Origin of the sequence: Leptospira perolatii (genome assembly GCF_002811875.1) — a bacterium.
Taxonomy (GTDB): domain Bacteria; phylum Spirochaetota; class Leptospiria; order Leptospirales; family Leptospiraceae; genus Leptospira_B; species Leptospira_B perolatii.
Window position 1 is genome coordinate 45,754 of sequence record NZ_NPDZ01000006.1, and the last position, 14,159, is coordinate 59,912.

General features: G+C 42.4%; 13 protein-coding genes and 1 tRNA gene. 12 read left to right on the forward strand and 2 right to left on the reverse strand.

What is annotated here, in order from left to right:
- The first annotated feature begins 302 nt into the window (after positions 1-302).
- Positions 303-2,789 carry a tetratricopeptide repeat protein gene (locus tag CH373_RS10710; RefSeq protein ID WP_243393360.1) on the forward strand — a complete coding sequence of 829 codons (2,487 nt, stop codon included), beginning with the start codon at positions 303-305 and terminating at the stop codon, positions 2,787-2,789.
- A 32-nt stretch (positions 2,790-2,821) separates the two neighbouring features.
- Positions 2,822-4,414: an ABC transporter substrate binding protein gene (locus tag CH373_RS10715; RefSeq protein WP_100713789.1), complete on the forward strand. Its 1,593-nt coding sequence runs from the start codon at positions 2,822-2,824 to the stop codon at positions 4,412-4,414.
- Between the two features lie 22 nt (positions 4,415-4,436).
- Here the strand turns inward: CH373_RS10715 and CH373_RS10720 are convergent, their stop codons facing one another.
- Complete coding sequence (locus tag CH373_RS10720; RefSeq protein WP_100713788.1) at positions 4,437-4,859, reverse strand: VOC family protein; 423 nt, start codon at positions 4,857-4,859, stop codon at positions 4,437-4,439.
- Positions 4,860-5,396: 537 nt separating this feature from the next.
- Between CH373_RS10720 and CH373_RS10725 the strand changes: the two genes are divergently transcribed.
- Positions 5,397-5,732 (forward strand): LIC10421/LIC12816 family protein, encoded by a 336-nt coding sequence (locus CH373_RS10725; RefSeq protein WP_100713787.1) that lies wholly within the window; start codon positions 5,397-5,399, stop codon positions 5,730-5,732.
- 285 nt (positions 5,733-6,017) lie between these two features.
- Here CH373_RS10725 and CH373_RS10730 read toward each other — a convergent pair whose 3' ends face one another.
- Positions 6,018-6,317: a hypothetical protein gene (locus CH373_RS10730; RefSeq protein WP_243393361.1), complete on the reverse strand. Its 300-nt coding sequence runs from the start codon at positions 6,315-6,317 to the stop codon at positions 6,018-6,020.
- Between the two features lie 117 nt (positions 6,318-6,434).
- Between CH373_RS10730 and CH373_RS10735 the strand changes: the two genes are divergently transcribed.
- The 9 genes from CH373_RS10735 to CH373_RS10775 all read left to right on the forward strand — a co-directional run bounded on the left by CH373_RS10735 (position 6,435) and on the right by CH373_RS10775 (position 14,147).
- Entirely contained in the window at positions 6,435-7,388 is a 954-nt protein-coding gene (locus tag CH373_RS10735) for a helix-turn-helix transcriptional regulator (RefSeq protein ID WP_100713786.1), read from the forward strand.
- A gap of 72 nt (positions 7,389-7,460) precedes the next feature.
- Entirely contained in the window at positions 7,461-8,354 is an 894-nt protein-coding gene (locus CH373_RS10740) for a 4-(cytidine 5'-diphospho)-2-C-methyl-D-erythritol kinase (RefSeq protein ID WP_100713838.1), read from the forward strand.
- A 10-nt stretch (positions 8,355-8,364) separates the two neighbouring features.
- A tRNA-Gln gene (locus tag CH373_RS10745) sits at positions 8,365-8,440 on the forward strand.
- 27 nt (positions 8,441-8,467) lie between these two features.
- Positions 8,468-9,229: a sugar phosphate nucleotidyltransferase gene (locus CH373_RS10750; protein ID WP_100713785.1), complete on the forward strand. Its 762-nt coding sequence runs from the start codon at positions 8,468-8,470 to the stop codon at positions 9,227-9,229.
- The gene (locus tag CH373_RS10755) at positions 9,226-10,161 is read left to right on the forward strand and encodes a ribose-phosphate diphosphokinase (RefSeq protein ID WP_100713784.1); all 936 of its coding nucleotides are present in this window, start codon (positions 9,226-9,228) and stop codon (positions 10,159-10,161) included. The genes CH373_RS10750 and CH373_RS10755 overlap by 4 nt, the downstream gene beginning before the upstream one ends.
- Before the next feature lie 13 nt (positions 10,162-10,174).
- Positions 10,175-10,798 carry a 50S ribosomal protein L25/general stress protein Ctc gene (locus CH373_RS10760; protein ID WP_100713783.1) on the forward strand — a complete coding sequence of 208 codons (624 nt, stop codon included), beginning with the start codon at positions 10,175-10,177 and terminating at the stop codon, positions 10,796-10,798.
- 43 nt (positions 10,799-10,841) lie between these two features.
- Positions 10,842-11,408, forward strand: a complete 567-nt coding sequence (gene pth, locus CH373_RS10765; RefSeq protein WP_100713782.1) for an aminoacyl-tRNA hydrolase — start codon at positions 10,842-10,844, stop codon at positions 11,406-11,408.
- A gap of 283 nt (positions 11,409-11,691) precedes the next feature.
- Entirely contained in the window at positions 11,692-13,671 is a 1,980-nt protein-coding gene (ftsH, locus tag CH373_RS10770; RefSeq protein WP_100713781.1) for an ATP-dependent zinc metalloprotease FtsH, read from the forward strand.
- Complete coding sequence (locus tag CH373_RS10775) at positions 13,668-14,147, forward strand: EVE domain-containing protein (RefSeq protein ID WP_100713780.1); 480 nt, start codon at positions 13,668-13,670, stop codon at positions 14,145-14,147. The genes ftsH and CH373_RS10775 overlap by 4 nt, the downstream gene beginning before the upstream one ends.
- Positions 14,148-14,159 lie beyond the last annotated feature (12 nt).

Consider the following 14,159-nt stretch of genomic DNA (forward strand, 5'->3'; position numbering starts at 1 on the left):
ATGAATCAACATTCATTAATGTAATTTATGTACTATTTAACAAAGATATTAACTTCTTTAAGTCAACTTAGATAGAGTGGGCCATATTTTAATAACACGATCGTTTTATTAATCGAAATGCATGAAATAAGAGCGTCTTCATTATATAATCAGGTGCTGCATTGAATCGAAAAAGTTTTTAAGTTGACCTGAGCGAAATTTGGCATAAACCTTTGTGGCCCGAATAAGTAATGGTATCTGCAATCAATGGATTTTTAAACTTCATCTTCACATTCTACCGAAACCTTAGGATACGAAATAAGATGATTCTACTGATCGGTGGCGTGGTTCTCATATGCGTGCTGCCTCTATCAATTATCGTGTTATACAGAAATCAGAATCTTATGACACTAAAGACTTTCGAAGTCTGCCGAAACTTAGCCCACAATATTTCCAATCTTGCCACCGAAGAACTACTGATAGACGAGACCTACGACGCGACAAGAACCGCACTAAGTAGATTGAAAGAAAATGAGATTTCTTCTTTAACAGATGTCTACGTTGTAAATGTCGACGGTTACTATGTCGCCGAATACGAAAACCACGGACGAGTAGGTAAGAAGGCTCCTGAATACGAGCTCAAGTACATCAAAGGCTTACATTCGATGGATCTCATTGAGAGCAAGAATTCGAGCGGCAGAAATGTTCTAAAGTTCACCTATCCGATTTTCATTACCCAAAGAAACGAAAACATGAGAGTCGGGGCAGCCGTTTTCGAATTTGATAAAGAAGAAGTTTATCTTCCGGTCAATCAGATTCGGGCCACTATATTTGCAGTAGGCGGGATCCTGTTTATCATCGGGATAGGGATCGCGTTTTACTCAGCGGTTGAGTTTTCCAAACCGATCCGCAAATTGGCGGAAGGTGCTAAGCTGATCGGTTCTGGTAATTTGAATCACAGAATTGAGCTTACCGGAAAAGACGAGTTGGGACAACTCGCGAATCGATTTAATCAGATGACCGAAAGGATTCAGGATTTTACGCAGAACCTGGAACATATGGTAGAGCAAAGGACAGACGAGCTCAATCGAACGCTGAAAGAAGTTCAAGCGCTCAAGATCGCGCAAGATGGAGACTATTATCTTACTTCCCTTTTGTTAGAGCCTTTGCAGCCGAACAATAACAGATCGCAGAACGTACATACCGATTTCTTGATAGATCAGAAAAAGAAATTTAAATTTAGGAATTGGGAAGCGCAGATTGGTGGAGACATTTGCATCACCGATTCATTATTTCTTCGTAATAAAGAATATACTGTATTTATAAACGGAGATGCGATGGGCAAGTCGATCCAAGGTGCAGGAGGAGCGTTAGTCTTCGGAGCCGTCTTTAACGCAGGATTGATCCGGAGTAAATTGGCCCGAAATCCAAATTCTTATCCGGAGACTTGGTTAAAGGAAAGGTTCTTGGATCTGCAGAACGTATTCTTGTCGTTTGATGGATCGATGTATATCTCTGTATGCATGGGTCTCATCGAAAATGAAACAGGAGTCATGTACTATATCAACGCTGAGCATCCTTTTTCCGTACTTTATAGAGATGGAAAGGCGTCATTTCTAGAAAACGAGCTTGCGCTTAGAAAATTGGGAATGCCCGGACAAGAAGATCATTTTTCAGTTCGTATTTTTCAGCTGATGCAGGGCGACTTAGTCTTCGTCGGCTCGGACGGTAGAGATGATATATTAGTGAAAAATTTGGAGGGAGAAGAGACAGTACAAGAGGACGAAACTCTATTTTTAAAAACCGTCGAAAAAGCAGAAGGTCAAATCGAGACCGTAAGGGAAATCACCAGAAAACAAGGTGTACTGATCGACGATCTTTCTCTATTACGAATCCAGTTTGATGGTCCGCAAAAAACTATCGCTGTTCCTTATTCTTCCGATTTAGAGGACTCGATTCGAAGAGGCTACAGACTTCTTGAAAAAGGAAAAACGGACGAAGTTATTGCGATCATAGACAATTACATGAGCAAGTTCAAAGATCTTCCGAGCTTGCTCCACTTAAGCGGTGTCGCCTTCCTGGCAAAGAAAGATTACGAAAGAGCAATCGCCTGCTTTGAGGAGCTTGTCACTTTAGACCCTACCAATGGTGATGCAATATTCCAATTATCTAAGTCCCACGCAGCGCTTGGAGATTGGGATAAGGCAGCAGACGCAGCCGAAAGGCTCTTCCTGCGGGAGCCTCACAATCTTAAAAATTTGAAGAACCTCGCCGAAATATACTTGGAGTCCGGAATTCTGCCAAGGGCGGACTTTATGATTAAGAAGGCCGTAGAAATCTATCCGGATGATAAGGAAGCATTAGTACTTTATAAAAAGATTAAAGAGGCATGGGAATCTGAGATCGATTCCAAAGCGAAAACTGAAATTTCTGAATCCGAAATGCGAAGCGTGATTCTGAGAGCAGATCAGCATTACTCGAATAAGGAATACAGAAAAGCGATTCAAGAATATCTCAAGGCTTTGGGAATGGACGACGATCACGCGTGGGTTCTGTTCCGACTTGCAAATTGTTATTATTTTACTCAAAAAACGGAAGAATGCATACGTTACTTCAACCGGTCCATCGCTGTCTCTCCCAAAAATTATCACGCTCGTAATAACTTAGGCTCTGTTTACTTTCATCTCGGCGATTACGACAAGGCGAGAGAGCAATGGATGAGGGCGCTCCAGATCAAACCGGATTTCAAAACAGCTCAAAAGAATTTGGATAAACTAAATGATATAATGGACCAAGGAGTGCTTTCTTAAGCAAGGTTTTCGAAGGTGAGACTCGAAAGGATATGAACACCTCTTTAAAAAAAATTCTTCTACCTTTTACTATTATCGTAGGTACTATAATCACTGGAGTTGTAGTATTTTCTTCGGCTTCGATTGCTTCTACAATCTCGTCCAGAAAAAGTTCGTCAGTCATAGAAGTTCTATTGTCCTCCGATAGCAGCATCTATGAACAAGCGCTCTTTGGAATACAGACCGGATTAGATGCAGAACTGAAAGTAAAGTATCTAGATATACTTTCTGATCAGGAAAACAGTTTAGAAGTCTATTTTAGAAATTTAGAATCCTCTTCTCCTCCTGTGTATATCACAGTTGGATTACCTGCCACGCAAGTAGCCGCAAAATATCTGCACAAAACTCCATTAGTGTTCTCGATGGTACAAAATCCAAAGAATCTCGAAATAGAAACAACTAATGCCTGCGGAATCGGTATGGATGTTTCGATGGAAGAGTTTTTTCGGACATTACGTGATTTTTCTCCGGACATCAAAAAAGTGTACAGCTTCTATTCTTCCCCCTCTGCGGAATACGGCGCTTCGGAAGGAAGTTATTTCGATTTAAAGTACAGGCTGAGTTACGAAAAAGTAAAATTGCCTTCCTTTGCCACATTGGAAAGCGAGCTAAATCGAGTGAAAGGCGAGGCCGATGCAATCATGATTTTGAATGATCCGCTATTGACTCAGGCAAGCTTTCTATCAATCTCTGAATTTGCCAAAAAAAATAAGATCATCCTGATGACCGAGTTTCCTGCCTTGGTAAAACTCGGCGCGACCTTCGGTATCAGTCCGGACTATTCCGAAATTGGAGTTTTGACCGGAAAGATGGCCAATCGAATTTTAAACAAAGAGACCCTATGCAGGAAGGAAGGAATTCAAATCCCGGACCAATTCTCTTTTCATTTGAACGAGGAATTCGCAGAAAAATCCGGAATCGCAGTGCCAAGCCATTTGCAGGAAAGGGCAAAACTTTCTGGTTTGTTCAATACCGGAGTCAACCTTTTGAATGCCGGTAAGTTGAAATCCGCAAAGATTATCTTTCAAAATATATTACAAAAAGATCCTAAAAATCAGTCTGCACTATCTTACCAACAGATTACCGTCGAAAGACAAACCGGAACACAAACGAAAGAACTTTTATCAAAAGCAAAGAAATACTACGAACAAAAAGTATTCACCTTAGCTAGAGCAGAGTATCAGAAGGTTCTGCAAATCAATCCTTCTATCCAAGAAGCTCGCGATGGTTACCAGGCCGCGCTTCTCGGACAAAGTGAGCAGGAAAGATTGAGAGGAAACGGACTGGAATCAAGCAATCCCTTCGAAGCAATTCGAATGTACCTCGCCTCTGTTCGTACACTACCTACAAATACCGCGGCGCACGCTTCTCTTCAATCATTGAGAGCACGACAGTCGCCTATGATCGGAGATTATCTTAAGTCGGCGATAGATTCATACAATCAAAGAGAGTATGAGGAGGCTATTCGTCAGCTTGAGAATATTCTTTTGATCAGCCCCGAGCACAAAGAGGCGTCGGAGTATCTTAGACTTTCTGTTAAAAAGCAGGAAGCGATCAAAATATTGAGAGAAAAGCTCGCTCGATAAAAATTCTATCTTACTTTAAAGCTTACCATTCTCCTAAGTTCGACATACTTTTCCAGGGTTCCGCAGGTTCTAAAGCACGTCCTCTTTGTAAGAGCTCCACCGAGATCAGATCCGGAGAACGGATAAATGCCATTCTTCCATCGCGGGGAGGCCTGTTGATAGTCACTCCTTTAGACTGAAGCCTATCGCACACTTCATATATATTATCAACTTCGAATGCTAGGTGTCCGAAATTTCTTCCGGAAGTATAGGGCTCTTCTTGTTCCCAGTTATATGTGAGTTCAATTTCTGGCCCATTGGATGTTCCATCCGAAAGGAAGACTAACGTATACTTTCCTTCTTTGTAATCTTTGCGTCTGCTTTCCTTTAATCCTAGTTTGTTGCAGTAGAAATCTATAGCAGAAGGTAAATCTTTTACTCTGACCATTGCATGTACGTATCGCATCCCAGTACTCCTGTGTATCCTCAAGTTTCGGGTCATTCTATCCTTGAAATCGATTCAAACCTTTTACTTGTCGAAAAAAAGTGCAAAAAAATCGGACTTATGTCAGATAGATCCAAAACCCAAAAGTGGCAAAAGACCGAAGCCTTCCCCCTCGTATAACCCTTTGGATCGGCCGGTGTGCTTAAGGATTAAGCATTTTGGTTGCTATTTTAGAATGCCTGCACCTAAACTGGGCGTACTTAGAAGGCCAGTTTGTGTGCAGACTATGCAAAATATTACCTTGTTAGATAAGTTAGCTGTCTTAATCCACATTCCGTTAGAATCAAGACAGTGAAATTATATTGGGGCAACTATTTAAGACAAATCTAATGAACAAAAATGTTAAACGAAGTGGCGCTTTTCGTTGATAAAAGTCTGAAGCTATTTCGAACCGTAAAAAAATTTTTTTGTTTCGCTTTTACGGTTTTCCGTATCTAATGATTATAAGCATAAACAAAACAAGTTAATACAAAGATAAATATTAGAGGTTTCAATTCTATGAATATAAATAAGATTGCATCTTGCTTGGTAATATTAGGTTTTCTAGCAGGCTCATCCGTTTTTGCAATTTCGCAAGAAACTGAGGATCAACTCCTCGAGCAGGCTCTGATTTCGGCTGCCGTAACTAAAGAGGAAAAACTTGCAGTGGGAAATTTCCTTCGCAATTTGGCTCAACAGAAACGGGAACGTGCTGAAGAATTAAGGGCACTTGCAAAACGCTCTACTGGTGGAAAATTCTTAGCAAGCAACGCTCAATCCAAAAAGTTCATCAAGCAAGCTGAGGCACTGGAAAGGGAAGCTCAAAGAAGTCAAGAATCTGCGAGTAACCTTTAAACAGCGAACTGTTCAGAAGGAACATTTATGAAAGCGCTCCACAAACGGAGCGCTTTTTTTATACTCTCGTAAAATCGTAAAAGATAAGGTTTAACACTCTACACTCCAATTACTTCTAAACACCAAGAAGCAATTTGCACTTCAGATTGTATCCAAGCAAAGGCATAAAAAGAGAGACCGATTTGAGTCGGTCTCTTTAAGATAGAGCAAGTTGGGTCTTCCAATTGGAAGCCAAGGGCAATTGAATTTATCTCAAAGTAACGTGTCCGTTTCGTATCACACTGGTTACGGATTTATTAATTTATATTTTTGTCTGTGTTCTTTACGGACGCAGCTCATTGAAAATCCTTCTATCATATAGCACACTGCGTCTTTCGTTTCGCAATAAAATGCGTCGTTGTAGATGCTGCCGTCTATTTGAAGATCCATCTTTTCGCAGATCATTTTTTCTTTGGGCGCACTAGTAATCGGAGTTGGGCTTTGTTGCCCAAATAGCTGCAGCGAATGCAAAGGCAATATTGCGAACAGCAAGATGTTGCGGAGAGTAAAAACGCCTTTAGCGTACATTGTCATACCTTCTAACATTGGATCCTCCCTAGGTTCCAATTCCTGTCAAGTGATTCGAAAATGCCGCTTACTTTGCGAGAATTTTTGGTTTTTGCGATTGCTCCTTACTTTTAGATCGATGACGATGACAGAGGCATGAATCCGAGTACGAAAAAGATACAAACAAAATTGGCGCTGATTCGATTACTCAAAGAGAATCGCAGAATGAGCTTGGAGGAACTTTCCAAGTATTCCGGAATTCGAAATATCGACCTTCTCAAAAAGGAACTCGGAAAGTTGTATATGGTAGGGACCTATCCATACTCTCCGGATCAATTGGTTGAAATCGACTACGATGGAGAGACGATCGGAATTAGACTGCCAGTGCGGATGGATGACGGATTCAGTTTGAGCGTGCGAGAATGGGCAACGCTTAGAGCATTGATCTTAGAAGAACTGGAAAGTGAAGGACTTCAGAAAGAAAATCCTGTACTTAAGCAAATCTTAAATAAGATACATACGATTCTTCCTGTATCTGGTTTACCGGAAACAAAACAAATCCATCAAATTTTATCCAAAGCTATTTTGGATCGCAAATCCTTGCAGATGGAATACCAGGCCCAAGGCGAAAAGAATGCGATTTCTAGAAAAGTTGACCCATGGGCTATTTTTCACTTCCAAGATGATTATTTAATAGGTTACTGCCATTTCAGAAAGGCTCCAAGGACCTTTCGGCTCGATGCGATACTCAGTTTAAAAGAAAGCGATGAGTCTTGTGTAAACATACCGGACTCTGAAAAAACCGCAGCCATCCATTATATGAAGGATTTCCTAAAATCTCCGTCCGGCGATGCTAGCAAGGCAGAGATTTTTCACACAGGAGAATCTTATTTCAATTTACACAAAAGATTTGGATTGGAAAGGACATCCGAATCCAGAGTGTTCGAAGGCACTAGATACTTCCTTTCTAAAGCCAAAATTAGAAACGAAGAATGGTTTGTATCCGTTTTAAAAGGATTCGGACCTAGCGTGATTGTCAAAAGCCCGATTTCACTTAGAAACAGGCTATCTGAAACTTGGCAAACCTTAATGGAAGAAGAAGCAAATTAAGAAAATTGAATGTTTCTCGATTCGAAAGAATCGGTTGACCAGCGACAACAAACGCTTGAAATCGGAGTTACCTTGCTTTCACCTGCGAAAATCAATCTTGGGTTAGAGATCCCTTACAAGAGACCGGATGGATATCACGAAATCCGAAGCATTTTTTTGCGAACGGATTGGGGAGACGATATCAAGATGGAAGCTTTGGATCCCGGTAAATTCGAGCTGCTATCCGAAAACGAAATCATTCTAGAAAAACGTCGACTGTATGAGGAAGTCTCCGAAAGAGGAGACCTAAAAAAAAACATACTGTACAAAGCATTCTCTAAGATCCGAGGATCTTATCACGAACTTCCTGGAGTCAGAGTTCGAATTGTGAAACGGATTCCTCCTGCGGGCGGATTAGGAGGCGGATCCACAAACGCCGCGGCGCTCCTCTCCTTTTATTTCGGATTCCGTTCCGATTTTACATCGGATGGACTGATGCAACTTGCGGCAGAAGTCGGCTCGGATGTTCCATTTTTCCTTCACGAGGGACACGCTCTTGTGTCCGGAAGAGGGGAGATCCTACAAGATATAGAAATTCATCCTGGACAGGGAATACTCGCGCTCACGCCGCAAGTGCTCTCCACTGCTGAGATGTACTCACGCTTGAAAAAGCCTTTACAAGCCGACCCACCCTCGAAAAACTGGAAATCTCTCTCCAGAGATGTCGAGTTTGCCTTAAAAGAGGGAAATTGGGCGGCTTTGGAAGGGAAGCTCGTGAACGACTTCGAGCCTATTGCCTTCCATACCTATCCGGAACTCGGAAGGCTGGCGGAGAGGTTTTTGGCAAACGGAGCAAGCTTTTCCTCAATGACCGGATCTGGATCATGTATCTACGGATTGGTTCAAGGATTAGAAATCCGGGATGAATTGTTATGCAAAATGCAGGCAGAATTTCCCGGCCTTTCGTTTATTAGCTTTAATTTTTAAGAAACGAAACTGGGCCGTCGCCAAGTGGTAAGGCAGCGGTTTTTGGTACCGCCATTTCCTAGGTTCGAATCCTAGCGGCCCAGCCACTGTTTGATTCCACGGAATACTACTGAATGAATACCTCAAAGGAAACTGTCGCCGTAGTTCTTGCTGCGGGTAAGGGAACCCGCATGAAGACGGACCAGCCAAAAGTAGCGGTTCCTCTAAACGGTAAAGCCTTACTGCTGCACGTAATCGAACATTTGAAACAAGCCGGGATTCGTAAGATCGTGGTCGTGGTCGGTTATAAAAAAGAAGAAGTGCAAGCTCTTTGCGAGGGAATTTCCGGGATTCACTTTGCGGAACAGACCGAACAGTTAGGCACAGCCCACGCAGTTTTAAGTTCTGAATCTTTAATCAAAGACCATCAGGGTCCTATTTTAGTCGCCTGCGGTGATGTTCCGATGATCTCAGGAGAAACATTTAGCAAGCTTATATCGACTCACTTAGGAGAAGGTTTTGCTGCTACATTACTTTCTGCTAAATTAGCAAATCCAACTGGATATGGCCGAATCGTTAGGGATGAAAACGGCCAAGTAATCGCAATCGTTGAAGAAAAGGACGCAAGTCCCGAGCAGAGGAAAATCAACGAGATCAACTCCGGTACTTACGTGTTTAGTTCCGAAGGACTCTTTGATTCATTGCGCAAAATAGGAAATTCCAATGCGCAAGGAGAATATTATCTTCCAGATCTAGTCAGCTTGTACAAGAAAGAAGGGAAGAAACTTGGAGCAATGGTTCTGAAAAATCATCTCGAAGGCCAAGGAGTCAATTCTCCGGATGATCTAGAATTGTTAACCGAAATCTTAATAAACGGAGAGGTTGCCGCAAAATGAGTGATCTAGCCGTTTTTTCAGGATCTTCGAATAGAATCATCGCAGAAGAGATTTGTAAGGAGCTTGGAATTTCTCCTGGCAAGATCAATCTTCGCAAATTCTCCGACGGAGAAATCGCTGTAAAGATAGAAGAAAACGTAAGAGGAAGAGACGTATTCATTATCCAGTCTACTTCTGAGCCAGCGAACGATCATTTGATGGAATTGCTTTTGATCATGGACGCACTTCGTCGTGCTTCTGCCAAGAGTATCTCCGTCGTTATGCCTTACTACGGATACGGTCGCCAGGACAGAAAGGTGGAACCAAGGGTTCCGATTTCCGCAAGAGTGGTCGCAGACTTAATCGAAGTTTTGGGACCAACTCGAATGATCACGATGGATCTGCACGCTGACCAAATTCAGGGCTTTTTTAAAGTTCCCGTAGATAATTTACATTTTAATCCAGTTTTAGTAGAATATATCTTAAGCAAGAAAATCGAAGACTTAGTAATCGTATCTCCGGATTCAGGGGGAGCAGAGCGCGCTCGTTCTTTTGGAAAGAAAGTGAACGCGACCTTAGCGATTATTGATAAGAGAAGACCGAAAGCGAACGTATCCGAAGTCATGAACGTGATCGGAGAAATCGAAGGTAAAAATTGTATTCTGCTAGATGACATGATCGACACTGCCGGAACTATTTGTAAGGCGGCAGACGCTCTTTTGAAAAATGGAGCTAAAAGTGTCTATTGTGCTGCTACACACGGAGTATTGTCGGGTGAAGCAGTGGATCGATTGAATTCTACTCCGTTCCAAGAAGTAGTTCTTTCGAATACGATCTCTATTCCAGAGCGTAAGAAAATTACGAAACTAAAATCCTTGTCGGTTGCACCGTTGTTTGCTGCGGCGATCCAAAGGATTTCTACAAACCAATCAGTCAGCGATTTATTTATCTAAAAGGGGTTGAGCCATGAGCCATAAAATAGCTGTAAAGAAAAGGACAGAAACCGGTAAGAATATAAACAATCGTCTTCGTATGTCCGGAATGGTGCCCGTGAACATTATCGGACAAGGACAGGCAACTTCCGGAGCAGTGAATGAAAAGGAGTTGGAAAGGCTGGTTCATTCAGGAATCCGTCAGTCTACTTTGATCGATTTAGATTTCGAAGGAGTTGGCAATCTTAGGGTATTCGTAAAGGAAATCCAAAGATTTCCAGAGTTGAGCAGAATTCGTCACGTAGATTTCTACAAAGTTGAACCTGGTAAGAAGATTGTTACCAGAATCGGTATTCACGTCCAAGGAACTGCAAAGGGATCCAAATTGGGCGGTCAGTTTGATCACCTAATCCATGAATTGCGAGTAAAAACCGTTCCAGAAGATCTGGTGGAAAGTCTTGAGATCGACGTGTCTGATTTAGATGTAGGCGATTCGATCAAAGTGAGCGATTTGAAAGTTCCTGCAAGCTGGGAAATTCTCGTAAACGGGGATCCGATCGTTGCTGCAGTACTGAAAACGAAAGCACTCTTGGCTCAGGAAAGAGCAGAAGCTAAAGACGCGAACGCTCCAGCTGGCGCTAAAAAATCCGGGAAATAACCCGGATCCGTTTTAGGTCTAATCCCACGGAATACGGGAAACTATGAAGCTAATCGTCGGACTAGGAAATCCTGGAGACAAGTATAACAATAACCGCGCAAATATCGGCTTCAAAATTCTAGACGTAATCGCGAACAATATTAACGTCGAGATTAAGACGAAAAAGAAAAAATCTCTGATTGGCAGAGGAGATTTCGAAGGCGAAGAAGTTGTTCTTCTTAAGCCCCAGACGTTCAGCGATTTGTCCGGTGAATCAGTACTTTATATCGCGTCGTTTCTGAAAATTCAGGTCCAAGATATTTTGGTGATCCATGAGGATTGGACCTTGTCTCTCGGAAAAATCGTAGTAGATAAAGGAACTCCTAACGGTTCGGATCACCCAGGAGTAAAATCCATCGTTCAATCATTGCGTTCGCCCAACTTTATTCGAATTCGAATAGGAATTGGAAACGGAGAATTTGACGAGACCAATCGGGATGGTTTTTTGAAAGAAGACTTCCAGCCGCTGGAAAATCTTAGTTTAATCCAAATTATTAATGATGCCGAGGCAGCTATTCGATCGATCAGTCTCGGTGATATCGAAGACGTAATCGAAAAATATAGATTCTAAAGTCCAAGGTTTTTCGAATTTCTTTTTGCTATTCTGAACTTATGGCACCTGAAATTCTTTTTGGACTGCGTTCTGGAAATTAGATTTCAGAACCTTCCGAACTTCTATTTATCCTTGCCTTTTCGGCAAAAGGAGAGATCCTGATATGGGGGAACCTTTCCTCCGGTTCTGGTTTCTTAGGAGTATCGGAATTGGAAGGAATTCCGGTGCACTTTGGGTCGTCTCCCGTCCTAAAGTGGCACGCTTGCCGAATTTAAATCGGCCAGGGGGTTAGGAGCAATTTATGAACAATAGCAATAAAAGTCTCAGATTTTTGTTCTTTCTTATTATCATAATATTCATTTTGGGAATTTTCCGCACTGATATAGAAAAATTCATGACGGATCATTCTCCTAAAGATATTACATTTTCCCAATTTTTGAACATGGTAGAACCGAATGACGGTTCGAGACCAATTGGAAAATTAGTTCGCGATTCATCCAAACCAGGATGCGAGAAACTCGTGATGGAACGAGATGTGGTCCAAGGTTGCTTTTTACCTGCGGACTCTTCGGCAAAAGAACCTGTACGGTTTCGGACAGTTGTAGCTCCGGTCGATAAAGAATTACTTTCTTCATTACGTCGTTCTAATGTAGAATTCGAAGTTAGATCTGCGGAAGAAAACAGAGCTTGGGGAATGATTAGCTCTGTATTAGTTTTAGGATTATTTGGATTCTTTATATTTTATTTCTTTGTAATGCGTCAGATTCAATCCACCGGCAACAAAGCCTTTTCTTTTGGAAAATCAAAAGCAAAGATGACTGTAGATCCGAAAGTAAAGGTTACTTTCGCGGATGTAGCAGGTTGCGAAGAAGCAAAGACTGAACTTGTAGAAATTATCGAATTTCTAAAAGACCCTAAGAAGTTTCAAGCGATGGGTGCAAGGATACCGACTGGAGTACTTCTTGTAGGACCTCCGGGAACGGGTAAAACCTTGTTAGCAAGAGCGGTTGCCGGCGAAGCAGGTGTGCCATTCTTCAGCATTTCAGGTTCCGATTTCGTAGAAATGTTCGTAGGTGTAGGAGCTTCCCGAGTTAGGGATTTGTTTGACCAAGGAAAGAAAAATTCTCCTTGTATCATCTTTATCGACGAGATCGACGCGGTTGGTCGCTTGCGTGGTGCAGGCTGGGGCGGCGGTCATGATGAAAGAGAGCAGACCCTAAACCAAATGTTGGTGGAAATGGACGGCTTCGAAAAGAACGAAGGCGTGATCGTAATGGCGGCTACGAACCGTGCAGATGTTTTGGATCCTGCTTTACTTCGTCCAGGTCGCTTTGACCGCCAAGTTGTAGTAGATCTACCCGACTTGAAAGGAAGAGAAGAAATTCTAAAAGTGCATTCCCGCAAAGTTCCTTTGACTAGCGATATTTCGTTGAATTCCATCGCTAGAGGAACCCCAGGTTTTACCGGAGCGGATCTTTCGAATTTGATCAACGAAGCTGCTCTATTAGCTGCTCGCAAGAATAAGAAAAGAGTCACCCAAGATGAGCTGGAAGAAGCTAGAGATAAAGTGATGATGGGACCGGAAAGGAGATCCTTTTTTATCTCCGAAAAGGAAAAAGAGGTCATCGCATATCACGAAGCAGGCCACGCGATTCTAGGAACTCTCCTAGCTTACACAGAACCAGTTCATAAAGTTACGATTATTCCGAGAGGAAGAGCATTAGGACTTACTCAATCTCTTCCTACAGAAGATAAGCATATTCATACGAGGGCTTATTGGATCGATCAGATCATCGTTTGCATGGGTGGTTTTATCGCTGAGGAATACAAGTTTGGCATGACGTCCACAGGTTCGAGCAACGATATCCAGCAAGCTACCAATATCGCACGTAGAATGGTTTGCGAGTGGGGAATGTCAGAAAAGTTGGGAACCATCAATTATGGCAGTGGTCACGAGAATCCTTTCTTAGGTAGAGATATGGCTACCAATCATAAGGTTTACAGCGAGCAATTTGCCGCGATGATAGATAAGGAAATCCGCGATATCGTGCAGGCTTGTCTGAACAAAGGTAGGGAACTAGTTCGCAAGAATGCCACCAAATTTGAAAACTTATCGAAAGCATTATTGGCAAAAGAAACGATTAGCCATGATGAGCTGATGTCGATTGTTCATCCGAGCAATGAGGATTCCCGCAAAAAAGCGGAAAGACCTTCTAAGTCTAAAAAGGAAAAACAGACTCGCGTCTCTGCGAAACCGGCGTATTCAGCTGGAATGGAATGAACTACTGGTTATTCAAAACAGAGCCGGAAACTTTTTCGATAGATGATCTCCATAACTCCCCAGGGGAGATTGCTCCTTGGGAGGGGGTCAGAAACTATCAGGCAAGGAATTACTTAAGGGACCAGGTCAAAAAGAAAGACCTGGTTTTGTTCTATCACAGTAGTACAAAGCCAACTGCAATCGTCGGAATAGCGGAAGTGGCAAAAGAAGGCTTTCCTGATCATTTCGCGTTTGATCCAAAACACAAATACCATGATCCAAAGAGCAACCCCGAAAAACCGACCTGGTATATGGTGAATGTGAAATTTAAGGAAAAATTTTCTCGCCCGATTACGTTAGAGGAATTAAAATCCCACGGGAAACTGAAAGGAATGGTTCTCCTACAAAAAGGGGGAAGGCTATCCATACAGCCTGTAACCCGGGAACAATTCACCTATATTTGTGGCCTGGCCGGAGCTAAGACCCGCCCCGGCTGAGGGGGAAAATTG

Bases quoted from the DNA above. Each gene is read 5' to 3' on its own strand.
- CH373_RS10760 (WP_100713783.1), top strand. From the start codon at position 10,175: ATGAGCCATAAAATAGCTGTAAAGAAAAGGACAGAAACCGGTAAGAAT.
- CH373_RS10755 (WP_100713784.1), top strand. From the start codon at position 9,226: ATGAGTGATCTAGCCGTTTTTTCAGGATCTTCGAATAGAATCATCGCA.
- CH373_RS10715 (WP_100713789.1), top strand. From the start codon at position 2,822: ATGAACACCTCTTTAAAAAAAATTCTTCTACCTTTTACTATTATCGTA.
- CH373_RS10710 (WP_243393360.1), top strand. From the start codon at position 303: ATGATTCTACTGATCGGTGGCGTGGTTCTCATATGCGTGCTGCCTCTA.
- ftsH (WP_100713781.1), top strand. From the start codon at position 11,692: ATGAACAATAGCAATAAAAGTCTCAGATTTTTGTTCTTTCTTATTATC.
- CH373_RS10735 (WP_100713786.1), top strand. From the start codon at position 6,435: ATGAATCCGAGTACGAAAAAGATACAAACAAAATTGGCGCTGATTCGA.
- CH373_RS10730 (WP_243393361.1), bottom strand. From the start codon at position 6,317: ATGTTAGAAGGTATGACAATGTACGCTAAAGGCGTTTTTACTCTCCGC.
- CH373_RS10750 (WP_100713785.1), top strand. From the start codon at position 8,468: ATGAATACCTCAAAGGAAACTGTCGCCGTAGTTCTTGCTGCGGGTAAG.
- CH373_RS10775 (WP_100713780.1), top strand. From the start codon at position 13,668: ATGAACTACTGGTTATTCAAAACAGAGCCGGAAACTTTTTCGATAGAT.
- pth (WP_100713782.1), top strand. From the start codon at position 10,842: ATGAAGCTAATCGTCGGACTAGGAAATCCTGGAGACAAGTATAACAAT.
- CH373_RS10725 (WP_100713787.1), top strand. From the start codon at position 5,397: ATGAATATAAATAAGATTGCATCTTGCTTGGTAATATTAGGTTTTCTA.
- CH373_RS10720 (WP_100713788.1), bottom strand. From the start codon at position 4,859: ATGCGATACGTACATGCAATGGTCAGAGTAAAAGATTTACCTTCTGCT.